Raw genomic sequence first — 21,923 nt, 5'->3', positions numbered from 1 at the left:
GATCCCGGCCGCGGAGAAGACTCCGGACGTCGGCGGCGCTGCCGGAGCCGGCGCGATCCCGGCCGCGGGAGAGACCTCGGGGACCGGTGAAGCAGCCCGGCTGTCGGCCGCCGGTGCCGCCGAGGCGCCCGCCGTCGAACCCGCGCCCGAGGCGAAGAAGGCTTCCAAGGCCGGCCGGAACCTGCCCGCCGCCATCGGGGTCGGGTTGCTGCTCGGCGCGGCCATCATCGTTTCCCTGCTCACCGTGCGCTTCCTGTTCATCGGGATCATCGCGGTCGCGATCGCGGTCGGCACCTTCGAGTTCGCCGGGGTGCTGCGCCGGGTCGCCGACACCAAGGTCGCGATGATCCCGGTGCTCGTCGGCGGGCAGGCGATGATCTGGCTCGCCTGGCCGTTCGGCCGCGAAGGCGCGCTCACCGCCTTCGTCCTCACCGTGCTCGCCTGCCTGCTCTGGCGGCTGCCCCAAGGCGCGAAGGGCTACCTGCGCGACATCAGCGCGTCGACGTTCGCGGCCGCGTACCTGCCGCTCTTCGGCGCCTTCGCCGCGATGCTCGTGCCGCCGTCGGACGGCGTCGGGCGCGTGCTCACCTTCCTCATCGGCGTCGTCGCCTCCGACACCGGCGGCTACATCGCCGGCGTGCTCGGCGGCAAGCACCCGATGGCCCCCACCATCAGCCCGAAGAAGACCTGGGAAGGCTTCGGGGGATCGCTGGTCGGCGGGGTCGTCGCCGGGGCACTGACGCTCAGCCTCCTGCTCGACGGCCACGTCTGGCAGGGCGTGCTCTTCGGCGTCGCCATCGTCCTCACCGCCACCCTCGGCGACCTCGTCGAGTCGCTGATCAAGCGCGACCTCGGCGTCAAGGACATGGGCACGCTGCTGCCCGGGCACGGCGGGATCATGGACCGCCTCGACTCGCTGCTGCCTTCGGCCGTGGTGTCCTGGCTGCTGCTTTCGGCGTTCGTTCCGCTCGGCTGACCTGCGCTGGGAGGCGGAGCCTCCCAGACCTAGGCGATACGTCGTGGACCGCCGAAGCTTCGGCGGGTTTCACTCGGGGCATGCGCACCGAATCCCGCGCCCCGGCGAAGCTGGCCCTCGGCGCCGTCTGCCTGGGCTTCCTGATGATCACGCTCGACGCGACCATCGTGAACCTGGCCCTGCCCGCGATCGGCGCCGACTTCGGGGAGCCCTCGACGGCCGCGCTGCAGTGGGTCGTCGACGCCTACACCGTCACCCTCGCCGCGTTCCTGCTCACCTGGGGCGCCGCCGGCGACCGCTGGGGCTCGCGACGGGTCTTCGAGGTCGGCGTCGCCGTCTTCGTCCTCGCGAGCATCGCCTGCGCCCTCGCCGACGACGCGCTCTGGCTGATCGCCGCGCGGGCCGTGCAGGGCGCGGGCGCCGCCGCGCTGCTGCCGTCGTCGCTCGCCTTGATCGTCCACCAGTTCCCGGACGCCCGGCAGCGCGCCCACGCACTCGGCGTGTGGGGCGGCATGAGTGGCGCCGGCCTGGCCGCCGGGCCGGTGCTCGGCGGGCTCGCGGTCGGTCTCGCCGACTGGCGGCTGGTCTTCGCGGTCAACGTCCCGGTCGGGATCGTCGCGATCGTCCTGACGCGCCGGGCGGTCGCCGAACCGCCCCGGCACGAGACGACGCGCCTCGACTTCGCCGGGCAGCTCTTCGGCACGGCGTCACTGGCCGGGTTCGTGGCCGGGTTCATCGAGTCCGGGCACGCCGGGTGGTTCGCGCCGGCGACGCTCGTGCTGCTCGCCGGGGGAGTGGTGGCCGGCGTGGTGTTCGTGGCGGTCGAGAAGCGCGTCGCGGAACCCGTGCTGCCGCTCGGGGTCCTGAAGATCCGGAACTACGCGGTGGCGACCGGGATCGGCGGCCTGTTCAACTTCTGCCTCTACGGCACGCTCTTCTGCCTGGCGCTCTACCTGCAACGCGCCTGGTCGCTCGGCGCGCTCGCCGCCGGGCTGGCGCTGGTGCCGCTGACCGTCGTGGTCGCGCTCAACGCGTTCTTCAGCGGAAGGCTCACCGGGCGCTTCGGCCCGCGCGTGCCGATGGTCGCGGGCGCGCTGGCCGGGCTGGCCGGAGCGGCCGGCTTCGCGCTGCTGCCCGCGGACCGCGCGCTCGTGGTGTTCGTCGTGGTCTCGGTCGTGTTCGGCGGCTGCTCGCTGGCCATGCCGGCGATGACGTCGCTGGCGATGAACTCCTTGCCGGGCAAGGCCGGACTGGCCGCGGGCGTGCTCAACGCGTCGCGGCAGACCGGCGGCGCGATCGGGGTCGCGCTCGTCGGCGCGCTGCTCCCGGCCGCCGGGATGTGGCTGGTGGCGGCCGGGTACGCGCTGGTGGCGGGGCTGACGCTGCTCGTGCGTCAGTCGTCGTAGGGGTCGTCGACCTCCGCGCGGCCCCATTCCTCGGAGACCCGCGAGTGGTCGATCACCGCGAAGACGGCGCCTTCCGGGTCGGCGAGGATCGCCATCCGGCCGAACGGCGTGTCATAGGGCTGGATCACGACCGTGCCGCCGTTCATGATCGACTCGCCCGCGACCGCGTCGACACCGCGGGCCGGGTCGATGTCGAAGTAGACGAGCCAGTGCGGCGGGGTGTCCAGGCTGTACTCCGAGCCCATCACGTACCGGTACAGCACCGGCTCGTGCTCGATGAGCCATTCGACGTAGTCCAGCGACTCGCCGTCGCCGATCTGGTGGCTGCCGTAGGTGAACAGCTTGGTGTAGAAGTGATCCGCCGCGACGCCGTCGTGCGTGTTGAGGTCCGCGCCGCTGAAGGTGTTGGGGATCCCGGTGACGAACTCCCAGTCCGGCGGCACCTCCCAGAACACCACGGGCGCGCCGCACGCGTCGTAGGCGTGCAGAATCGTGCCGCGCTGCGGAATCGGCATCGGGCCGAGCGTCAGCTGCCCGCCGAGGTGTTCCACCCATTCGGCCGCGCTCGCGGTGTGCGGCACCGACAGGTGCGGCATCCAGCCCAGCGGCGCGCCCTGCGCGGCGCGGTAGAGCCCGCCGACCGGGAGGTTGGTCATCGTCGCGATCGCGTAGCGCCCGTCGGACGTCGCCGGATCTCGTTGAGTGGTGTACGTCCAGCCGAAGAGCGCACCGTAGAATCTCTCCGCGACGGCCTGCTCGCGGCAGGCCAGCTCGATCCAGCACGGAATTCCGGCCGGGACCGGGGACGGGGTACTGGACGGGCCGATTGCCATGAGTGCTCCTCCCGAGACCCTCCGAATTCTAGGCGTGATCCGTAAGTTTTCCGCCAAGAATCTGTCGCCGGAAAATCACTGCCGGCGGCGAAGGGACCCGGAAGGAGCAGCGGAGTGCGGTGGTCGTCGCGGCGCGCGGAGGTCGTGCCGAGTCCGAACATCTGGTACTACCAGGCCGATTACGAGCTGGAGAACCGGGCGCAGGACAGCGGTGACGAGATCTGGCGCGTGCTGCGCGAGGAAGCCGACTGGGCCGGCCGGGACGTGCTGGATGTCGGCTGCGGTGACGGGTTCCACTTGCCGCGCTTCGCCCGGGACGCGCGGTCGGTGCTCGGCGTGGAACCGCACGAGCCGTTGGTGAAGCACGCGTTGAAGCGTGTGCGGGGTCTGTCGAACGTGGACGTGAAGCTGGGCCGGGCCCAGCGGCTGCCGGTCCGCAGCGCGAGCGTCGACGTCGTCCACGCGCGCACGGCGTACTTCTTCGGGCCCGGGTGCGAGCCCGGGCTGGCCGAAGCCGAGCGGGTGCTGCGGCCGGGCGGGACGCTGCTGATCGTGGACCTCGACGTGACCAGCGAGCCCTACGGCGGCTGGATGCGCGCCGACCTACCGCACTACGACCCGGGCGCCGTCGAACGGTTCTTCGCCCGGGCCGGGTTCGGCTGCCGCCGGGTGGCCACCGAGTGGCGCTTCGAGACCGCGAGCGACCTCGAAGCGGTGCTGAAGATCGAGTTCAGCAAGCCGGTCGCCGAACAGGCGATTGCGGAGTCCTTGCAGCGTAACGGGAATCGCGCGAAGGACCTGACGCTGCCGGTGGGCTACCGCGTCCACGCGCGGGTCAAGCCCACCGGCCTCGTCCTGCCAGGTCACTCGGCCGCGGCTTCGCCGGAAGCCGAGGACTCGTCCTCGTCTTCGCCGAGGATGCCGTAGAGCGAGCGCCGGGCGTCGTTGAGCACCTCGGCCGCGCGGGCCTGCTGGCTCTCGGTGCCCGCGCGCATGATCTGCACGACGGCCGCGGCGAGGTTCTTGCCCGCCTTGGCCAGCCCGACCTCGGTCGGGTCGACGTCCTGCGCGATCTGCTCCCACGGCGGGGTGCTGTCCTGCTCTTCCGCGGCGGTGCGGCCGGCGTCGGTCAGCTCGAACAGCTTCTTGCCGTGCTCGTCCTTGCTGATGACCAGGCCTTCGTCGGCCAGCAGCTGCAGCGTCGGGTAGACCGAGCCGGGGCTCGGCCGCCAGAAACCGCCGGAGCGCTCGCCGATTTCGCGGATGATCTCGTAGCCGTGCCGGGGCTGCTCGGCGAGCAGCGCCAGGATCGCGGCGCGGACGTCACCGCGGCGGCTGCGCCGTCCGCCGTGACCCCGCCTGCCCGGTCCATGACCACGACCGCGTCCACCGCCAGGGCCGAAGCCCGGGGGGAACTCGCCGAAACCACCGAAGGGGCCGAAGGGTGTGCGCCCACGCTCGTGGGCGAAGGGGTGTCGTTGCCTACGCATGTCTGTGTTCCTTTCTCGAACTGTTGCGACACGTTCACGATATATCGGAAACGGTCGGATGACAACCTCAGACCGGTGATGCCGCTCACGGAACTTGAGCCTTCAAGTGTCAGCCCCTTAGATTAGGCAAGCCTAAACACCTGTTAGCAAAGGTAACGACCAGTGCGGACCCGATCGCTCCCGCTGACGGCCGGGCTGCTGGTCCTCGCCGCGGCCGTCGTCGCCGCCGTGCTGCTCAGCGTCGCCGTCGGCACCCGCGGCCTGAGCCCCGGCACCGTGCTGGACGCGCTCTTCCACTTCGACGCCGGCAACCCCGACCACCTCGTGGTCAGCGAGCTCCGGCTCCCGCGCACCCTGGCCGGCGTGCTCGCCGGCGTCGCGCTGGGCCTGTCCGGCGCGGTCGTCCAGGGCGCGACGCGCAATCCGCTCGCCGACCCGGGCCTGCTCGGCGTCAACGCCGGCGCGGCGCTCTTCGTCGTCCTCGGCATCAGCACGTTCGGCATCGTGAGCGTCGGCGGGTACGTCTGGTTCGGCTTCGCGGGCGCGGCGGTCGCCGGGGCCGTCGTCTACGGCGTCAGCTCCCTCGGCCGCGCGGGCGCGACACCGGTGAAGCTCGCCCTGGCCGGCGCCGCCGTGACCGCGGCCCTCGCCTCGGTGACCAGCGCGCTGCTGCTGACCGACCAGACGACCTTCGACCAGTACCGCTTCTGGCAGGTCGGCTCGCTGACCGGCCGGGACGCGGCGACGATCACCCAGGCCGTGCCGTTCGTCGTGATCGGTGTGCTGCTCGCGCTGATCGCCGCCCGGCAGCTCAACGCCCTCGCGCTCGGCGAGGACGTCGCCCGCTCGCTGGGGCAGAACGTCCTGCTCGCGCGGGGAGTGTGCGCGCTGGCCGTCGTGGTGCTGTGCGGGTCGGCGACGGCGATCGCCGGGCCGATCGCCTTCGTCGGGCTCACCGTGCCGCACGCGGCGCGGCTGATCACCGGACCCGACCACCGCTGGCTCCTGCCGTATTCGGCGTTGCTGGCGCCGCTGCTCCTGCTGGTTTCCGACGTCGTCGGCCGCGTGGTGGCCCGCCCGGCCGAGGTCCAGGTCGGCATCATCACCGCGCTCGTCGGCGCGCCCGTGTTCGTGCTCCTCGTGCGGCGCCGGAAGGTCGTGGCGGTGTGAGCGCCGTCGAGTCGATCGCCGCCGCGCGCCGCCGGGGAGCCGTGCGCGCCCGTTCGGTGTCACTGCTGCTGGTACTGGCCATCGTCGTGGTCTTCGCGCTTTCCTTGGCCGTCGGCGACTTCCCGGTGCCGCTCGGGGACCTGCCGGGGCTCGTGTTCGGCGGCGGCGTCGGCCGGGCCGCCTACGTCGTCACGGAACTGCGGCTGCCGCGCGCGGTCACCGGCGTCCTCGTCGGCCTCGCCTTCGGCACGTCCGGCGCGCTCTTCCAGCGCCTGCTGCGCAACCCGCTCGCCAGCCCGGACGTCATCGGCGTGACGCAGGGCGCGAGCGCGGCGGCCGTCGTCGCGATCGTCCTCTTCGGCGCCGGGGGAGCGGCGGTCTCGGCCGCGGCGCTGGCCGGCGCGGTGCTCACCGGCGCCACGATCTATCTGCTCGCCCGCCGCGGTGGGGTGCACGGCTACCGGCTGGTGCTCGTCGGCGTCGGGGTCGGCGCCGTGCTGACCAGCGTCGTCTCCTACCTGATGACCTGGGCCGACGTCACCCTCGCCCAGCAGGCCCTGGTCTGGCTCACCGGCAATCTCAACGGCCGCGGCTGGGACCACGCGGCGCCGCTCGCCGTCGCGCTCGTCGTGCTGCTCCCCGCGGCGTTGCTGATGGGACGGCAGCTCGCCGGCCTGCAGCTCGGCGACGACACCGCGGCCGGGCTGGGCCTGCGCGTCGAACGCAGCCGCCTGGCGCTGTTGCTGGTCGCCGTCGCGCTCGCGGCCTTCGCGACGGCGGCCGCCGGGCCCGTCGCGTTCGTCGCCTTCGTGGCCAACCCGATCGCGACCCGGCTCGTCGGCGGCGCCCGCGCGGGGCTCGTCCCCGCCGCGCTGACCGGCGCGCTCGTGGTGCTGCTGGGCGACTTCGCCGCGCAGCACCTGCTCGGCGCGCAGCTGCCGGTCGGCGTCGTGACCGGCGCCGTGGGCGCGCCCTACCTGCTGTGGCTGCTCGCGAGCGCGAACCGCGCCGGGCGGATGTGAGAGGAACGCCGTGACACTGCACACCGAACACCTCGAGCTCGGCTACGGGCCGCTGCGCGTGGTCAAGGACCTCTCCGTCCGGATCCCGCCCGGGCGGGTCACCATGATCGTCGGGACCAACGCGTGCGGGAAGTCGACGCTCCTGCGTGGCCTCGCGCGGCTGCTCACGCCGACCGCGGGCGCGGTCTACCTCGACGGCAAGGGCATCACGACGGTGCGCAGCAAGGACGTCGCCACCGTGCTCGGCCTGCTGCCGCAGTCGCCGACCGCGCCCGAGGGCATCACCGTCGCCGACCTCGTCGGCCGCGGCCGCTACCCGCACCAGGGGATGTTCCGCCGCTGGAGCGCCGAAGACGACGACGCCGTCGCGAAGGCGATGCTCGCGACCGACACCGTCGAGCTGGCCGGCCGGCCCGTCGACGAGCTGTCCGGCGGGCAGCGCCAGCGCGTCTGGATCGCCATGGCCCTGGCGCAGCGGACGCCGTTGCTGCTGCTCGACGAGCCCACGACGTTCCTCGACATCGCCCACCAGGTCGAGGTTCTCGACCTGCTGGCCGAGCTGAACGCCGAGGACGGCCGGACGATCGTCATCGTCCTGCACGACCTCAACCTCGCCGCCCGCTACGGCGATCACCTGATCGCGATGAAGGACGGGCGGATCGCCGCCGAGGGCGCGCCCGCCGACATCCTCACCGCCGAGCTGGTCGCCGACGTGTTCGGCATGCCCTGCCGGGTCATCGACGACCCGGTTTCCGGCACCCCCATGGTCGTCCCGATCGGCAGGCGGCGGGCCGTCCCCCGAGAAGAAGGAGCCCCCGATGCGTCCTAAGTGGACTCGATGGACCGCGGCACTCGCGGCCGTCACCCTGCTCGCCGCGTGCGGCCAGCCGGCGAAGCCCAGCAGCTCGGGCGTCGGCGACCAGGAGGTCGCCACCGGTGGCCGGCTGTTCTCGACCGCGGACAGCGCGACCGCGAAGCTCGGCGCCGACGTCGGCCCGGGTGTCTTCCCGCGCACCGTCACGCACGCGCTCGGCCAGACCAAGCTGGAGAAGAAGCCCACCCGGGTCGTCGTCCTCGACAGCGGTGAGCTCGACGACGTCCTCGCGCTCGGCGTGACGCCGGTCGGCATGGCCACGACCGCCGGGCAGAGCGGCGTGCCGTCCTACCTGGCCGACCGCGTCAAGGGCATCCCGGCCGTCGGGGACATCAACAACCTCAACCTCGAGCAGATCGCCGCGCTGACGCCGGACCTGATCGTCGGCAGCAAGCTGCGGGCCAACGACCTCTACCCGCAGCTGTCGAAGATCGCGCCGACGGTGTTCAGCATCCGGCCCGGGTTCCCGTGGAAGGAGAACCTGCTGCTGATCGGCGCTTCCCTCGGCGACGAGACCAAGGCCGAAGGGCTGCTCAACGACTACCAGAAGCGTGCGAACGAGGTGAAGGCCTCGGTCAAGGGCACGCCGAAGATCTCGCTGCTGCGCTTCCTGTCCGGCAACATCCGGCTCTACGGCAACCTTTCGTTCATCGGCGTCATCCTCAAGGACGTCGGCCTCGAGCGGCCCGCGAACCAGAACATCGACGAACTGGCCGCGCAGATCTCCAAGGAGCGCATCGACGAGGCCGACGCCGACTGGATCTTCTACTCCAGCTACGGCGCGGGCCCGAGCGCGGACGAGAAGGCCGTCACGAGCAGCGGCTTGTGGGCCGGGCTGGGCGCGGTGAAGGCGAAGCACGCGATCCCGGTCGCCGACGAGGTGTGGTTCCTCGGCCTCGGCCCGATCGGGGCGATGAAGGTCCTCGACGACCTGAAGAAGTACCTGGGCTGAGAAGATCGGCGCGTGCCGGAAACCATCGACGAGATCGACGCGCGGCTGCTGCAGGCGCTGGGGGAGGACCCCCGGTCCACGGCGGTCGCGCTGGCCGAGCGGCTCGGCCTGTCCCGCAACACGGTGCAGGCCCGGCTCGCGCGGCTCGAGCAGCGCGGCGTGCTCGGGTCGTTCGAACGCCGCATCGACCCGGCCCGGCTGGGCTACCCGCTGCGGGCGTTCGTCAACGCGCAGGTCGACCAGCGTCGCCTCGCCGAGATCGCCGACGCGCTCGCCACCGTCCCCGAGGTCACCGAGGTGTGCGGGCTGACCGGCGCGAGCGACCTCATGGTCCAGGTCGTGGCCGTCGACGCCGACGACCTCTACCGGATCGCCGGGCGCATCCTCGCCTCACCCGGGGTCGAGCGGACGAACATCTCACTCGTCATGCGCGAGCTCGTTCCCTACCGGCTGACGCCCCTGCTGGACCGCGTGCATTCTGCGCACCCGGAGGCCTGAGCCGTCCGGCTGAAGTGTGCATTCTGCGCACTCACGGCCACATCGGTTGTGCGAAGCGTCCACCAGTGCTGTCCTGGTGTGCGCTTCCTGCACGAAAGGTGTCGACGATGACTCAGGCCCCCGTGACCGCCCCGGCGCTCACCGCGATCGAGCAGCGGGTCCTGTGGCTCGCCACCGCGATCGTGCACCAGGCCAACCGCGTCCGGCCGAACCCGTCCGGGCTCAAGGTCGGCGGGCACCAGGCGTCGTGCGCGTCGCTGGTGTCGATCATGACGTCGCTGTGGTTCCGGCACCTGCGCCCCGAGGACCGCGTCTCGGTGAAGCCGCACGCGTCGCCCGTGCTCCACGCGATCAACTACCTGCTCGGCGAGCTGGACGAGGCGTACCTGCCGACGTTGCGCGAGTTCGGCGGGCTGCAGAGCTACCCGAGCCGCGCCAAGGACCCCGACCCCGTCGACTACTCGACCGGCTCGGTCGGCATCGGCGCGACCGCCCCGATCTGGGGCGCGCTGGCGCGCCGCTACCTGACCAACCGCGGGTCCGACGCGGGCACCGGCCGCCAGTACTCGCTGGTCGGCGACGCCGAGCTGGACGAAGGCGCGATCTGGGAGGCCATCCTCGACCCGGGCGTCGCGGAGCTGGGCGAGCTCGTCTGGATCGTCGACCTCAACCGCCAGTCGCTCGACCGCGTCGTGCCGAACATCGCGGCCGGCCGGCTGCAGGGCATGTTCGGCGCCGCGGGCTGGCAGGTGCTGACGCTGAAGTACGGGCGGCTGCTGGAGGAGCTGTTCACCCGGCCCGGCGGCGCCGAGCTGCGCGCGCGCATCGACGAGATGCCGAACCCCGAGTACCAGCGGCTGCTGCGCTGCGACGCCGCCCAGGTGCGTGACCGGCTGCCCGCGGGCAACGCGGCGCTGGCCGCGCTGGTGGCGTCGCTGGACGACGAGACGCTGCTCGCCGCCCTCCGCAACCTCGGCGGGCACGACCTCGGCTCGCTCGACGAGGTCTTCGCGGCCATTTCGGACGACCGGCCGACGGTGATCTTCTGCTACACGGTCAAGGGCCGCGGCCTGCCCACGCAGGGGCACCCGCAGAACCACTCGTCGCTGCTGACCGTCGAGCAGATGGAAGAGCTGGCTTCTTCGCTGGGCACGGACCTCGCTTCACCGTGGGAGGGCTTCGCGCCTGGGTCGCCTGAAGCGGCGTTGTGCGCTGAAGTCGCTTCGCGCCTTCGCCGTCCGGACGTGCCTTCGGCGCCTTCGCTGGAGCTGCCGGCCGACATCGGGCGGACGCCGTCCGGGACCGCGACGACGCAGGCGGCGCTGGGCCGCGTCCTGCTGGACCTGACGCGCGAAGCGCCCGAAGCGGCGAAGCGCGTCGTGACGGTCAGCCCCGACGTCAGCTCGACGACCAACCTCGGCGGCTGGGTCAACAAGGTCGGCGTCTGGTCGGCGACCGAGCGCCGCGACTGGTTCGACGACGACCCCGAGACGATCATGCACTGGCGGGAGAAGCCGACCGGCCAGCACGTCGAGCTGGGCATCGCCGAGACGAACCTGGTCGGCCTGCTGGGCGAGCTGGGTGCGACCTGGAGCCGCTGGGGCGAGCCGCTGCTGCCCATCGGCGTCATGTACGACCCGTTCGTCGAGCGCGCGCTGGAGCCGTGGTCGTTCGGCATCTACGCGGGCGGGCAGTCGATCCTGATCGGCACGCCCTCAGGCGTCACGCTCGCCCCGGAGGGCGGCGCGCACCAGTCGATCACCACGCCGTCGATCGGCATCGAGCAGCCGGGCTGCGTCAGCTACGAGCCGGCGTTCGCCATCGACACCGAGTGGACGCTGCTGGCGGCGCTGGGCCGGCTCGGCAAGCCGGGCGGGAGCTCGTCGTACTTCCGGCTCTCGACCCGGCCGGTGGACCAGACGCTGGCCGGCGTGCCTGCCGATCCGGCCGCGCGCGAACGGCGTCGCCGCCAGGTGGTCGCGGGTGCGTACCTGCTGCGGCGGGCGGCTGCGCCTTCGGTCACGCTCGCGGCGATGGGCGCGCTTGTCCCGGACACCCTGGCGGCGGCCGAGCGGCTGGCCCAGGTGGGTGTCGAGGCGGACGTCGTCTGCGTGACGAGCCCGGGTCTGCTGTTCGAGGCGCAGCAGGCACGGTCGGGCCGCGGCGGCGCCGAGTCGTGGATCCTCGACCAGGTGTTCCCGGCTTCGCGGGCTCGCCCGCTGGTGTCGGTCCTCGACGGCCACCCGCACACGCTGGCGTTCCTCGCCGGGATCAACCGGGTGCCGTCGGTGGCGCTGGGCGTCACCGGGTTCGGGCAGTCGGGGTCACTGGCGGAGGTGTACCGGTACCACGGCATCGACACCGACTCGATCATCCGCGCGGCGTTGGACGTGACGGCCTGACCGGTCGCTCAGGTGAAGGTCGCGCCGGCGAGCAAGGTGTCCATCTTGGCGTCCCAGCCCTGGAAGGACCCGTACTGGACGATGAGGATCTTGCTGGTCGGCAGCCACCACATGCGGACCTGGTTGTTCTGCGTCGCGTCTTCGCAGGTGACCTGCCAGCGGCCGTACTCGGCCTTCTTCGAACCGACGGGCGCGTAGCCGGACTCGAGCAGTTCGCTCCCGGTGGCCACGGCGGCCTGCCCGGGCGGCGACGCGGCGGTGATGCACGTCGGCACGTCCGTGCCCGTGTACCAGCCGAAGGGCCGCTTCGCGCTGGGCAGGTTGATCGGCGCGTTGGGGTCCGCCGTCGCCTCCCGCAGGTCGAGCAGGCGGGCTTCGCAGACGACGGTCCCTTCGGCGAGGCAGCCGTCGAGCAGGCCGTCCTGGCTGTGCTCGGTGTACTTCGCGCCGTCCGGCACGGTGACGCGCATGGTCCCGACGGTGACCTGCGACCCGCCGGCCGCGCCGGTGGCGGTCACGGTCGGCACGGGCTGCGCCTCACCCGCGGTCGAAGTCGTGCACGCCGCGGTGGCCAGCGCCACCACGACGGCCAGGACGCCGGAACTCCACCGCACGGGTGTCACCTCTTTCATCAGTCCTTCGACTCCCGCGCGGCCGTGCCGGTTTCCCCGCGAGTCGACGAACTTTAGCGAGGTGTCAGGGCGCGGTGTCGTCCCCGGTCGCGCGGGCGCGCAGCCGCCGCGCCCGGCCCTCCAGGGCTTGTCCCCAGCTCGAGCCGCGGACCTCGCGGCCCTTTTCGAGCAGGTGCGCGGTGGCCTGCTGGGCCGGCGCGGAGTTCCAGGCGTCCAGCGCCAGGGCGCGGCCCTGCTCGACGGCCCGCTGCTGGAGCTCACGCGCCTGCCGGAGCTGCTGCACCCACGTGACCGGCACGACGGCCGAGCCGGTCCGCCGGTCGTGCCAGCACGTCCGGCCGACCTCGGTGCGGCGCAGCGCGAGGCAGTCCGCGGCCGAGAACGCCAGCAGCAGCGCGCCGGGCAGCGCCCACAGGACGCTCAGGTCGAGGAGCGCGACCACCAGCAGCACCCAGGCGGCGCCCGGCAGCACGACCGCGATCGCGGTGCGCCGGACAGTCTGGCCCAGGGACAAGCGGGTGCCACCGGTCCCGGCCGGGATCACGGTCAGCGAAAACGCCATCTTGCCCGGGGTCCGGCCGAGCCACCGCACGAAGAGCACCTCGTACGCGGCGACGATCAGCAGCTGCGTGGTCAGGGTCGCGGCGACGACGAGCACGATGGTGCTCCAGTACCCGGAGAGGGCCGCGAGCCCGACGTCGTCGAGCCGGCCCCACTTGCCGAACACGACCTCGAGCGCGCCGTCGCGGGTGAGGGAGGCGGCTTCCTCGGTGGCGCCGGCCTGGATCAGGTGCGCGGCGGTGACCCACAGGGGTGAGCTGAGCAGCCAGGGGAGGAGCCAGTCGATCCAGCGCGCGCCCCAGCGGCGCAGGGTCGTCGGCCGCGGCTCGGTGGTGGTCATCGTCGTTCCTTTCGCGGTGCGCGTTGCCGACCCGGTAGTCGCCACCCGCGGCGGCCGCGATTCAGGCGCCGAGGTTTTGTCCGGTATCTGTCCAGTCCGCGGGGTGACCTGGCGTACACGCGGCCGGGGCGGCCCGGGCGGCGCTCGGGGGCGCGTGGGACACTGGTCCGGTTATGACTGCCCTCCCCCTCGTCTTTGACGCCCCCAAGCGCGGCCTCCCGCCGCGCCACCTCGCTGACCTCTCGGTGGCCGAGCGCGCGGCCGCCGTGGCCGAGCTGGGGGAGAAGCCGTTCCGCGCGAAGCAGCTGTCGAACCACTACTTCTCCCGACTGACGGTGGACCCGGCGGAGATGACGGACATCCCGGCGGCGTCGCGCTCCCGGCTGGTCGAGTCGTTGATGCCGACGCTGCTGACCGAGGTCCGCGCGCTGGAGGCGGACAAGGGCGCGACGCGCAAGACGCTGTGGCGCGCGCACGACGGCACGCTGCTGGAGAGCGTCCTGATGCGCTACCCGGACCGCGCGACGCTGTGCATTTCGAGCCAGGCGGGCTGCGGCATGGCGTGCCCGTTCTGCGCGACGGGCCAGGGCGGCCTGGACCGCAACCTGTCGACGGCGGAGATCGTGGACCAGGTCCGGTCGGCGGCGGCGGTCATGCGCGACGGCAAGATGCCGGGCGGCCCCGGTCGCCTGTCGAACATCGTGTTCATGGGCATGGGCGAGCCGCTGGCGAACTACAAGCGCGTGGTGGCGGCGGTCCGGCGCATCACCGACCCCGCGCCCGGCGGCCTGGGCATCGGCCAGCGGATGGTGACGGTGTCGACGGTGGGCTTGGCGCCGGCGATCCGGAAGCTGGCGGACGAGAAGATGCAGGTGCGCCTGGCGGTGTCGCTGCACACGCCGGACGACGAGCTGCGGGACACGCTGGTGCCGGTGAACGAGCGCTGGTCGGTGGACGAGGTCTTGTCCGCGGCGCGGTACTACGCCGACACTTCCGGGCGCCGGGTGTCCATTGAGTACGCGTTGATCCGGGACATCAACGACCAGCCGTGGCGGGCGGAGCTGCTGGCGAAGCGGTTGCGCCAGCACCTGGGTCAGCTGGTGCACGTGAACGTGATCCCGTTGAACCCGACGCCGGGTTCGAAGTGGGATGCGTCGCCGAAGCCGGTCGAGCGCGAGTTCGTGCGCCTGGTGAACGCCGGCGGGGTCGCGTGCACGGTGCGGGACACCCGCGGCCAGGACATCGCGGCGGCTTGCGGTCAGCTCGCCGCCGAAGGTTGATTTCGTTTTCAGTGATGGAGATTTTGTCGTGATGTATGCCCCCAGCCTGCTGGACCCGGCTGCGGAAACGTTGAGGCTGGCGGATTTCACCGGCGCGACGGACGTGGCCCGCGAGGCGCGGACGTTGCTGGGGGAGCGGTTCAGCTCGGTGACGTTCATGTACGTGCTGATGCGGGCGTTCGAGGTGGAGTACAACGCCGCTCGGGATGCTTCGCGGTGGCACGAGTTCCACGGTGGGCCGCGGGCGTTGTCGGATGCGGATCTGGAGACGCTGCTCGCTCCGTGGCTCGACCGCTGACCTCGTTCCGGTCACCTGAGCCGATTCCAGAGCGCGTGTTCGGCGAGTGCGGAGAGTATCTCCTTCTCGAGCGTTCGTGCTGCCGGGCCATCGGCGGCGACGGCCCAAGAGACGTGCAGGTCGGCTCGTTCGAAGGCGATCACGCCCCATTGCGTTGCGCGCCGGGCGTGGCCGCCGTCGACTTCGCGGACGCGGTCGTGCAGCCACTGCGAGTCGGCGAGTGCGCGGTCGAGAACGGCTTCGCCGAGGCCACTGGCGAGGGCCTTGCCCCGGGCATAGACGGTCAGACGTCCGCGAATGCCTTGGCCACGTCGTTCGCCGGCCATGCCGACGTAGACCAGGTCGCCAGTGGCGCCTTCACGCGCCAGGTAAACGCCGGGCACCTGAGGTGCCGATTCGCGGGCCGCGGCGAAAGGTACCCAGTGCGACCAGTCGGCGAGCTGGCGGACGACCTCGAGCGCAGGCGGTTTCACTTCGGCAGTATGGCGGTCGTGCACGGCTCCGGCGGGGCTAGCCCTTCCGAGCCACACCGGCGGCGTGCTGGGCCAAGCCGGTAGCCATGGTGCGCATGAAACCGCGCAAGTACCGCTCGAACAGCCACCGCCGCCCCCACCGCGCCGAATACGTGCCGTGCCAACGAATCCGCGTCCCACCATCCGACAACGCCGTCAGCTCGACCGCCGCCTCGTAACCAGTCATCTGCGGGTTCTCCACGCCCTCGTAAGCGAACCGGCGCTCCGGCTCCAACGCCGTGATCCGTTCCAGCGTCACGACCTTGCCCGTCCGGAAGGCACGTACCGCGCCCACTCCGTCCCGGCCGTCCGCGGACAAACCGGTCGACCTCGAAACCTCCAGCGCGTCGACGCGGGACCACGATGGCCAGCTGGGCGCGTCGAGCAGCAAAGCCCACACCGCCTCGGGTGGTGCGGTGGATTCGGCTGTGACGTCGTACGACTGCGGCATGTCCGCAGGCTAGGGCCGCCGGCCGAGGCTGGGCCAGGCGAAGGATTGCGGTGTGCCGGTCAGGAATTGCGGTACGTCGACGGGCGCGTTCCCGTGTGCCGGGCGAACGCTGCCGACAGGGCGCCTGGGCTGGCGAAGCCGCACCGTGGGGCGATTCTTTCCAGCGGCAGTGCGGTTTCGCGCAGCAGCCGCTTCGCCTCCGCCACTCGCAGTTCGGTCAGGAACCTGTGGGGAGTCCGGCCGGTTGCCTGGCGGAACACGCGGACGAAGTGGTACACCGACAGGTGGACCTCGCCGGCGATGTCCGCCAGCGTGATCGGCTCCGCCAGGCGCTCGCGCAGGTACGCCACGGCCTCGCGTACCCGCGCGTCTTCCCGGGCCGGGGGTCGGTCGGGTCGGTGGCGGCCGTGGTGGGTCAGCAGGTGCATCGTCAGGAATGCCGCCGCCGTCTCGGCGTAGAGGTCCTCGGGTGCGGCTGGGGTGGCCAGAGCCCTGACCGCTTCGGCCAGCAGCGGGTCGCCCGCTGCGACGGACGCTGCCATCGCCTCGAAGTCCGGGACGTCGCCGCCCAGCTGGGCCAGTGTCGAATCCACCGTGTCGCGGGGGATGTGCACCTGGACGCTGCGCATGTCCGCGTCCCCGCGGTAGCTGCGGACGGTCGGCCGGTGCGGGACGTCCAGCTGCACCCGGCCGGGCCGCCAGCGGTCGCGGACGGGGCGGCCGCCGTCGCGGGTCTCCAGGTCGGCTCGGCCGGACGTCGGGAGCACCAGGTGCAGGTCGGCCGTGCCGGGCAGCGCCATCTCCTCGGCCACCGGGACGTGCTCGAACCGCTGCACCAGCAGGGATCGCCAGCCCAGGTGCTCCCAGCTGCAGAAGGTGCGCCGCACGAAGCGTTCCGTCTCGAAGCCGGTGAAGGGCTGGAGGTCGAACCGGGCCGAGTCGAACACCATGCTCCCGAGGCTACCGGCGGTGGACGCGCAGCTGCTCCGCCAAGCGCTCGAGTTCCGCCGCCGCCGCGGGCGAGGTGTCGGACAGTCCACTGTGGATGGCCACCGAGCTGCGCAGGAAGCGTCGCAACACCCCCACCAGCAGACCTTCCGGCAACGTCCGCAGCGCCGCGAACCCGCGCGGGACCGGCCCGGCCGGCAGGGCGGCCAGGTGCTCCCGCACGCGGTGCAGCATGCGCCGGACCGCCGCCGGGTCGTCCGCGAGCGCCACCGGGCCGCCCGCCGCCAGTACCGCCTGCCCCAGCGGCATTTCGAACGCCGCGTGCGTCTTCAGCCAGGCGTCCATCCGCGGCTCGGCCTTGGCGTTCAGCCCCGCCGCGCGGAACGTCCGCACGACGCGGTCCAGCCGCGGGGTGGCCCGGCCGTCGGGCTCGCCGATCGGGATCGGGACCAGGCGGGTCAGCCGCGAGACCACGCGGTGGCGGACCACGCCGTCCTCGAGCGTGCCGCCCGTCGTCGGGAAGCCCAACAGCACCCGGCCGGGGCCGATCGCCGCCGCCAGTGGCTCCGGGCCCGCCGCCCAGTTGTGCAGGAACAGCACGTCGCCCTCAAGGCCGGCCAGGGGCTCCAGCAGCGCGTTCACCTGGTGCGCGCGGACGAACACGGTGATCAGGTCGTACCGCCGGGCCGGCCGCTCGACCACCGGCACTGGCACCCGCCGGACGGCCGGGCTGCCGGCTTCGGCGAGCAGCACGCCGTCCCGGCGCAGGGCGGCCAGGCGCGAACCGCGGGCGAGGAGCGAAACCTCGTGCCCCGCCTCGCGCATCCGCGCGGCGAACACGCTGCCGGTGACCCCGGCGCCGTACACGAGCAGGTCCATGAGCACCTCATTCATACGTTCGTTTGAATCGAACGTCTGTATAGTACGCCCATGGCGGCGCCCGACACCCGCACCCAGCTCCTGGACGCGGCGGAGCACCTCTTCGCCGAGCGTGGGTTCCACGGCACCTCGGTCCGCGCGATCACCGAGCTCGCCGGGGCGAACCTGGCCGCCGTCGGGTACCACTTCGGCTCGAAGGCGCAGCTCGTAACCGCCGTCGTCCGCCGCGTGCTCGACCCCATCACCGCCGCCCAGCGCGAGGGGCTCGAAAGGCTGCTCGCCCGGACCCCGGAGCCGTCAGTCGCCGAACTGGTCGAGACCTTTGCGGGGCCATTGTTCGACGGGATGCCCGCGGGCGACGAGGGCGGCGCCCGGACGTCCCGGCTGATCGTGACGATCTTCGGCGACCCGGCGGAAGAGATGCGGAGCTGGACCGGCGCGGGTGAAGAGACGATGCGCGACCGGTACCTGGCTGCCTTCGGGCACGCGCTGCCCGGCCTCCCCGCCGACGAGCTGTGGTTCCGGCTGCGGGGCATCCTCGCTGTGGTGGCGGTGGACCGCGTCAACGGCTACAACGAGCGCACCTCGAGCGGCGCGGCCCGGCGGTGGGCCTTCACGTTCCTGACCGCGGCGATGAGCGCGCCCCCGACCGGAAGCTGACCGCGCGAAGGGTCATGTCCGAATTCGGCTAGCCCGAGCTTCGGCGGCTCCGGCATGCTCGGCCGGTGAGTGACGACGCGATGCGCTGGAGCGGCCAGCGCGCGGACCGGGTCGACGAGGGGACGCTGCCGGGGCTGGCCCGGCTGACCGGGTTCGTGCGCAGCGTCCGGACACCGGAGTTCCAGGGCGTGACGTTCCACGAGGTGCTGGCCAAGAGCGCGTTGAACCACGTGCCGGCGGACGCGCGAATGCTGCCGGGGGAGTACACGATCAACCCGTACCGCGGCTGCACCCACGCTTGCCAGTACTGCTTCGCGCGCCCCACGCACACGCGGCTCGGCCTGAACGTCGCCGGTGACTTCGACAACGAGGTCGTCGTCAAGACGAACATCGTCGAGGTGCTGCGGAACGAGCTGGCGCGCAAGCGAAAGCTGCCGCCGCGCGTCGCGTTCGGCACGAACACCGACGTCTACCAGCGCGCGGAAGGCCGGTACGAGCTGATGCCGGGCATCATCGACGCGCTGGCCGGGCACCGGATCCCGTTCTCGATCCTGACGAAGGGGCCGTTGATCCGCCGGGACCTGCCGCTGCTGGCCCGGGCCGCTCGCTCGACGACGGTGCACCTGGGCGTGTCCCTGTCGATGCTGGACGAGGAGCTGCAGCAGTCGGTGGAGTTCGGCACGGCGACGACGACCGCCCGCCTGGCGACGGTCCGCGCGATCCGCGACGCGGGGCTCGAGTGCACGGTGTTCCTGTCGCCGATCCTGCCGCACCTGTCGGACTCGCCGGCACAGCTTCAGGAGCTGGTCGCGGCGGTCGCTTCGGCCGGGGCGACGGACGTGCTGTACCACCCGCTGTACTTGTCGTCCGGGGTGAAGGACGTGTTCTTCGCGTGGCTGCGGCGGGCGTACCCGGCGCTGGTTCCGGAGTACGCGAAGCTGTATTCGGCGGGTTCGGAGACGGCGTACCGGCACGTCATCGGCGACCGGATCCGGCCGCTGATCGCCGCGCACGGCTTCCCGGAGCCGGACCGGACGATCGAGGACAAGTTCGCTCTCAACGGTCGGCGAGGACAGCCGGTTGCGGAGGAGCCCGCCCAGGCGACGTTGTTCTAGCGGCCCGGCGCCCGACGCACCCGATCGAGCTTTTGACGGGCGCGCAGGGCCCGAAGGCGCTGGCTCTGACCGGCCGCTTGGCCGACGGCTGGGCGGCGCCGATCCCGTCGTACCTGCCGAACGAGCAGTGGGCCCCGGCGAACACGGCGATCGACGAGGCCGCCCGGGCGGCGGGCCGCGACCCGGCGTCGGTGCGGTGGCGCCTCGGGTGGGTTAGGACTGCCCCGGCGCCCAGAGCCCGTCCGCGTCGCCCGCCTCCAGGCGCCCCCGGTAGACGCCGATCTTGCGGTCGATCAGCTTCAGGTTCTCTTCCAGCTCCGCCAGGCGGGCCAGCACGTCGGCGCGGTGGGCCTCCAGCAGTGCCAGCCGCTCCTCCTCGTTGCCGCGGCCCGCGCTGACCAGCTCCGCGTAGCGGCGGATCAGCTTGATCGGCATGCCCGTCGCGCGCAGCTTCGTGCAGATCTTGATCCACTCGAGGTCCAGCTTCCGGTAGCGCCGCCGGCCACCGGACGTGCGGTCCACCTGCGTCACCACCAGGCCCGCTCGCTCGTAGTACCGCAGCGTGTGCGCGCTGACGCCGCTGCGGCGTGCCGCCTCGGCGATCGTCAGCCCGGCCTCGGGGATCGATTTGACTTCGAGCACGCTCTAAATCCTAGCGTCGATGACATGAAAGTTCCGACCTCGCGCCACCCGGCGCTCGTGCTGGCGATCTGCTGCGCCAGCATCGTCGTGGTGGTGATGGACATTTCCATCGTCACCGTCGCCCTCCCGTCGATCCGCCGTGACCTGGGCGCTTCGGTCACCGGCCTGCAGTGGACGATCGACGCCTACACCCTCGTGCTGGCCGGGTTCCTGGTGCTCGCCGGGTCCGCCGCCGACCGGTTCGGTCGCAAGCGCGTCTTCCTCACCGGCCTCACCCTGTTCGGGCTCGGCTCGCTGCTGTGCAGCCTGGCGCCCGGCATCGGCTGGCTGATCGCCGCCCGTGCCGTGCAGGCGGTCGGCGGCACGATGCTCAACCCGGTCGCCCTCGCCATCGTCGCCACGGTCTACCCCGCCCCCGCGGAGCGCGCCCGCGCCATCGGCGTGTTCGGCTCGATGTCCGGGCTGGCCCTGGCGCTCGGGCCGATCCTCGGCGGCGCGCTCGTCGACGGCCTCGGCTGGCGCGCGGTGTTCTGGGTCAACGTGCCGATCGTCGCCGCGGCGATCGTCGCCACCGCGGTGTTCGTGCCCGAGTCCCGCGCGCCGCGGGCGCGGCGGTTCGACCCGGTGGGGCAGGGGCTCGTGGTCGTCGTGCTCGGGAGCGTCGTGGCGGCGATCATCGAGGCGCGCTGGCTCGGCTGGACGTCACCGGTGATCCTCGGCCTGCTCGCGGTCGCCGCGCTCGCCGTGCTGGGCCTCCTCCGCTACGAGCCGCGCCGCGCCGACCCGCTGCTCGAACTGCGCCTGTTCCGCAGTGTCTCCTTCAGCGCGGCGATCGTGATCGCGTTGTTCGCGCTGTGCGGCTTCGGCGCGTTCCTGTTCGTCACGACGCAGTACCTGCAGGACGCCCGGGGCCTGACCGCGCTGTCGGCCGGGTTATGCCTGCTGCCCGTCGGCGTGCTCGTGCTGGTGCTTTCGCCGCGGACGGGCCGGCTGGTCGGCACCCGCGGCCCGCGGCTGCCGCTGGTGGTCGCCGGGATCGCGCTCGCCCTGGGCGGCCTCGCCTCGACGGCGCTGGGCCCGGTGACGCCGCTGCCGCTCGTGCTGGCGGTCTACCTGCTGTTCGGCGTCTTCCTCGGCACGGTCAACCCACCGATCACCAACACCGCCGTCTCCGGGATGCCGCGGTCGATGGCCGGGGTGGCCGGCTCGCTGGCTTCGGCGGGACGGCAGACCGGCACGACGCTGGGTGTCGCGATCGCCGGGACCGTCGCCGGTCCCGGCACCGCGAGCGCGGCCGGGGTGTGGTGGCTGGTGGCCGCGCTCGGCGTCGGCGTCCTGGTCCTCGCGCTGGTCAGCACCGGCCGGACGGCCGCGGCGACCGCGCGGCGGGCGGCCGCGTTGTTCGACGCGGTGGAAGGGGTCCCGGCCGCGCGTTGACCAGGCCATATGCTGCTCTCGAAAATCTTCGGGGAAAAATGTCGAACGCCGTGCGCGGCCGATCGACGCGGGGGTGAAGGCCGGTCAGCGAGCCCGGGAAGACCCGGGCCCCGGCCGAGGAGAACCAGGGAGCAGACCATGCGTTTCCTCATGATGCACCGGATCGACGAGAACGACCCGCAGGCGTGGAACCCCAGCCCGGAGTTCATTGAGAAGATGGGCGGGTTCGTCCAGGACGCGGCGGAAAAGGGCATCCTGATCACCGCCGAGGGCGTGCACAAGTCGGACAAGGGGGCGCTGGTCCGCAAGCCGCGCGGCGCGGCGATCCGCGTGACGGACGGGCCTTTCGCCGAGGCCAAGGAGGTCATCGGCGGGTTCGCGCTGATCAACGCCGCCGACCGGGCGGCCGCCGTCGAGTTCGCGAAGACCTACGCCGAGCTGTTCGACATGGAGATCGAGGTCGAGGTGCGCCAGGTCGTCGAGTTCGAGGACCTGCAGGGCTGAGGCCGATCCGGTGGCGGGCGGTACCGCTCGCCACCGGATCT

24 protein-coding genes are annotated in these 21,923 nt (G+C 72.3%); 15 read left to right on the top strand and 9 right to left on the bottom strand.

Annotated elements, in window-relative coordinates; translation table 11 throughout:
• Window positions 1–100: 100 nt before the first annotated feature.
• Together M8542_RS17435 and M8542_RS17430 are read left to right on the top strand one after the other, a co-directional pair.
• Window positions 101–976, top strand: coding sequence for a phosphatidate cytidylyltransferase (locus M8542_RS17435; RefSeq protein WP_257921471.1), 876 nt, complete (start codon window positions 101–103; stop codon window positions 974–976).
• Between the two features lie 80 nt (window positions 977–1,056).
• Window positions 1,057–2,382: an MFS transporter gene (locus M8542_RS17430; protein WP_257921227.1), complete on the top strand. Its 1,326-nt coding sequence runs from the start codon at window positions 1,057–1,059 to the stop codon at window positions 2,380–2,382.
• On the opposite strand, the gene M8542_RS17425 is transcribed toward M8542_RS17430, so the two are convergent.
• A complete protein-coding gene (locus M8542_RS17425) occupies window positions 2,370–3,215 on the bottom strand; it encodes a VOC family protein (protein WP_257921226.1) in 846 nt (281 codons plus the stop codon). The two genes, M8542_RS17430 and M8542_RS17425, sit on opposite strands and share 13 nt — an antisense overlap.
• Window positions 3,216–3,329: 114 nt before the next feature.
• Here M8542_RS17425 and M8542_RS17420 point away from each other — a divergent pair, with 114 nt between their 5' ends.
• A complete protein-coding gene (locus M8542_RS17420) occupies window positions 3,330–4,142 on the top strand; it encodes a class I SAM-dependent methyltransferase (RefSeq protein ID WP_257921225.1) in 813 nt (270 codons plus the stop codon).
• On the opposite strand, the gene M8542_RS17415 is transcribed toward M8542_RS17420, so the two are convergent.
• Window positions 4,079–4,705 (bottom strand): PadR family transcriptional regulator, encoded by a 627-nt coding sequence (locus M8542_RS17415; RefSeq protein ID WP_257921224.1) that lies wholly within the window; start codon window positions 4,703–4,705, stop codon window positions 4,079–4,081. The genes M8542_RS17420 and M8542_RS17415 overlap by 64 nt on opposite strands.
• 162 nt (window positions 4,706–4,867) lie before the next feature.
• Here M8542_RS17415 and M8542_RS17410 point away from each other — a divergent pair, with 162 nt between their 5' ends.
• The 6 genes from M8542_RS17410 to M8542_RS17385 all read left to right on the top strand — a co-directional run bounded on the left by M8542_RS17410 (window position 4,868) and on the right by M8542_RS17385 (window position 11,623).
• Window positions 4,868–5,875 carry a FecCD family ABC transporter permease gene (locus M8542_RS17410; protein WP_257921223.1) on the top strand — a complete coding sequence of 336 codons (1,008 nt, stop codon included), beginning with the start codon at window positions 4,868–4,870 and terminating at the stop codon, window positions 5,873–5,875.
• A complete protein-coding gene (locus M8542_RS17405) occupies window positions 5,872–6,897 on the top strand; it encodes a FecCD family ABC transporter permease (RefSeq protein WP_257921222.1) in 1,026 nt (341 codons plus the stop codon). Before M8542_RS17410 ends, M8542_RS17405 begins: the two co-directional genes overlap by 4 nt.
• Window positions 6,898–6,907: 10 nt before the next feature.
• Entirely contained in the window at window positions 6,908–7,726 is an 819-nt protein-coding gene (locus M8542_RS17400; RefSeq protein ID WP_257921221.1) for an ABC transporter ATP-binding protein, read from the top strand.
• A complete protein-coding gene (locus M8542_RS17395; protein WP_257921220.1) occupies window positions 7,716–8,723 on the top strand; it encodes an ABC transporter substrate-binding protein in 1,008 nt (335 codons plus the stop codon). The genes M8542_RS17400 and M8542_RS17395 overlap by 11 nt, the downstream gene beginning before the upstream one ends.
• A gap of 12 nt (window positions 8,724–8,735) precedes the next feature.
• Window positions 8,736–9,221: an Lrp/AsnC family transcriptional regulator gene (locus M8542_RS17390; RefSeq protein ID WP_257921219.1), complete on the top strand. Its 486-nt coding sequence runs from the start codon at window positions 8,736–8,738 to the stop codon at window positions 9,219–9,221.
• Window positions 9,222–9,328: 107 nt separating this feature from the next.
• Window positions 9,329–11,623: a thiamine pyrophosphate-binding protein gene (locus M8542_RS17385; RefSeq protein WP_257921218.1), complete on the top strand. Its 2,295-nt coding sequence runs from the start codon at window positions 9,329–9,331 to the stop codon at window positions 11,621–11,623.
• Window positions 11,624–11,631: 8 nt separating this feature from the next.
• On the opposite strand, the gene M8542_RS17380 is transcribed toward M8542_RS17385, so the two are convergent.
• Both M8542_RS17380 and M8542_RS17375 read right to left on the bottom strand, forming a co-directional pair.
• Window positions 11,632–12,237 carry a hypothetical protein gene (locus tag M8542_RS17380; protein ID WP_257921217.1) on the bottom strand — a complete coding sequence of 202 codons (606 nt, stop codon included), beginning with the start codon at window positions 12,235–12,237 and terminating at the stop codon, window positions 11,632–11,634.
• Window positions 12,238–12,319: 82 nt separating this feature from the next.
• Window positions 12,320–13,156, bottom strand: coding sequence for an RDD family protein (locus M8542_RS17375; RefSeq protein WP_257921216.1), 837 nt, complete (start codon window positions 13,154–13,156; stop codon window positions 12,320–12,322).
• Between the two features lie 173 nt (window positions 13,157–13,329).
• Here M8542_RS17375 and rlmN point away from each other — a divergent pair, with 173 nt between their 5' ends.
• Window positions 13,330–14,436 (top strand): dual-specificity RNA methyltransferase RlmN, encoded by a 1,107-nt coding sequence (rlmN, locus tag M8542_RS17370; RefSeq protein WP_257921215.1) that lies wholly within the window; start codon window positions 13,330–13,332, stop codon window positions 14,434–14,436.
• A gap of 31 nt (window positions 14,437–14,467) precedes the next feature.
• A complete protein-coding gene (locus M8542_RS17365; RefSeq protein WP_257921470.1) occupies window positions 14,468–14,734 on the top strand; it encodes a hypothetical protein in 267 nt (88 codons plus the stop codon).
• 11 nt (window positions 14,735–14,745) lie between these two features.
• On the opposite strand, the gene M8542_RS17360 is transcribed toward M8542_RS17365, so the two are convergent.
• The 4 genes from M8542_RS17360 to M8542_RS17345 are packed head-to-tail and all read right to left on the bottom strand — an operon-like array spanning window position 14,746 to window position 17,539.
• Window positions 14,746–15,207, bottom strand: coding sequence for a hypothetical protein (locus M8542_RS17360; protein ID WP_257921214.1), 462 nt, complete (start codon window positions 15,205–15,207; stop codon window positions 14,746–14,748).
• Between the two features lie 37 nt (window positions 15,208–15,244).
• The gene (locus M8542_RS17355) at window positions 15,245–15,697 is read right to left on the bottom strand and encodes an SRPBCC family protein (RefSeq protein ID WP_257921213.1); all 453 of its coding nucleotides are present in this window, start codon (window positions 15,695–15,697) and stop codon (window positions 15,245–15,247) included.
• Between the two features lie 59 nt (window positions 15,698–15,756).
• Window positions 15,757–16,647, bottom strand: coding sequence for an AraC family transcriptional regulator (locus M8542_RS17350; protein WP_257921212.1), 891 nt, complete (start codon window positions 16,645–16,647; stop codon window positions 15,757–15,759).
• Between the two features lie 10 nt (window positions 16,648–16,657).
• Window positions 16,658–17,539 carry a ketopantoate reductase family protein gene (locus M8542_RS17345; protein WP_257921211.1) on the bottom strand — a complete coding sequence of 294 codons (882 nt, stop codon included), beginning with the start codon at window positions 17,537–17,539 and terminating at the stop codon, window positions 16,658–16,660.
• 36 nt (window positions 17,540–17,575) lie between these two features.
• Between M8542_RS17345 and M8542_RS17340 the strand changes: the two genes are divergently transcribed.
• Entirely contained in the window at window positions 17,576–18,184 is a 609-nt protein-coding gene (locus tag M8542_RS17340; RefSeq protein WP_257921210.1) for a TetR/AcrR family transcriptional regulator, read from the top strand.
• A 65-nt stretch (window positions 18,185–18,249) separates the two neighbouring features.
• Entirely contained in the window at window positions 18,250–19,299 is a 1,050-nt protein-coding gene (locus M8542_RS17335; RefSeq protein ID WP_257921209.1) for a radical SAM protein, read from the top strand.
• Between the two features lie 213 nt (window positions 19,300–19,512).
• On the opposite strand, the gene M8542_RS17330 is transcribed toward M8542_RS17335, so the two are convergent.
• Window positions 19,513–19,941: a MerR family transcriptional regulator gene (locus M8542_RS17330; RefSeq protein WP_257921208.1), complete on the bottom strand. Its 429-nt coding sequence runs from the start codon at window positions 19,939–19,941 to the stop codon at window positions 19,513–19,515.
• A 24-nt stretch (window positions 19,942–19,965) separates the two neighbouring features.
• Between M8542_RS17330 and M8542_RS17325 the strand changes: the two genes are divergently transcribed.
• Both M8542_RS17325 and M8542_RS17320 read left to right on the top strand, forming a co-directional pair.
• Window positions 19,966–21,378, top strand: a complete 1,413-nt coding sequence (locus M8542_RS17325) for an MFS transporter (protein WP_257921207.1) — start codon at window positions 19,966–19,968, stop codon at window positions 21,376–21,378.
• Window positions 21,379–21,516: 138 nt separating this feature from the next.
• Window positions 21,517–21,882 carry a YciI family protein gene (locus M8542_RS17320; protein ID WP_257921206.1) on the top strand — a complete coding sequence of 122 codons (366 nt, stop codon included), beginning with the start codon at window positions 21,517–21,519 and terminating at the stop codon, window positions 21,880–21,882.
• The last annotated feature ends 41 nt before the right edge of the window (window positions 21,883–21,923 follow it).

The organism is Amycolatopsis iheyensis (assembly GCF_024703995.1).
GTDB lineage: Bacteria > Actinomycetota > Actinomycetes > Mycobacteriales > Pseudonocardiaceae > Amycolatopsis > Amycolatopsis iheyensis.
Note: the sequence above shows the minus strand (reverse complement) of the source record. Positions and strands in the feature narration are given on the sequence as shown.

Coding starts and splice junctions, on each gene's coding strand:
- M8542_RS17430 (WP_257921227.1), top strand. CDS start 1,057: ATGCGCACCGAATCCCGCGCCCCGGCGAAGCTGGCCCTCGGCGCCGTC.
- M8542_RS17425 (WP_257921226.1), bottom strand. CDS start 3,215: ATGGCAATCGGCCCGTCCAGTACCCCGTCCCCGGTCCCGGCCGGAATT.
- M8542_RS17415 (WP_257921224.1), bottom strand. CDS start 4,705: ATGCGTAGGCAACGACACCCCTTCGCCCACGAGCGTGGGCGCACACCC.
- M8542_RS17395 (WP_257921220.1), top strand. CDS start 7,716: ATGCGTCCTAAGTGGACTCGATGGACCGCGGCACTCGCGGCCGTCACC.
- M8542_RS17385 (WP_257921218.1), top strand. CDS start 9,329: ATGACTCAGGCCCCCGTGACCGCCCCGGCGCTCACCGCGATCGAGCAG.
- M8542_RS17375 (WP_257921216.1), bottom strand. CDS start 13,156: ATGACCACCACCGAGCCGCGGCCGACGACCCTGCGCCGCTGGGGCGCG.
- rlmN (WP_257921215.1), top strand. CDS start 13,330: ATGACTGCCCTCCCCCTCGTCTTTGACGCCCCCAAGCGCGGCCTCCCG.
- M8542_RS17365 (WP_257921470.1), top strand. CDS start 14,468: ATGTATGCCCCCAGCCTGCTGGACCCGGCTGCGGAAACGTTGAGGCTG.
- M8542_RS17355 (WP_257921213.1), bottom strand. CDS start 15,697: ATGCCGCAGTCGTACGACGTCACAGCCGAATCCACCGCACCACCCGAG.
- M8542_RS17350 (WP_257921212.1), bottom strand. CDS start 16,647: ATGGTGTTCGACTCGGCCCGGTTCGACCTCCAGCCCTTCACCGGCTTC.
- M8542_RS17345 (WP_257921211.1), bottom strand. CDS start 17,539: ATGAATGAGGTGCTCATGGACCTGCTCGTGTACGGCGCCGGGGTCACC.
- M8542_RS17340 (WP_257921210.1), top strand. CDS start 17,576: ATGGCGGCGCCCGACACCCGCACCCAGCTCCTGGACGCGGCGGAGCAC.
- M8542_RS17325 (WP_257921207.1), top strand. CDS start 19,966: ATGAAAGTTCCGACCTCGCGCCACCCGGCGCTCGTGCTGGCGATCTGC.
- M8542_RS17320 (WP_257921206.1), top strand. CDS start 21,517: ATGCGTTTCCTCATGATGCACCGGATCGACGAGAACGACCCGCAGGCG.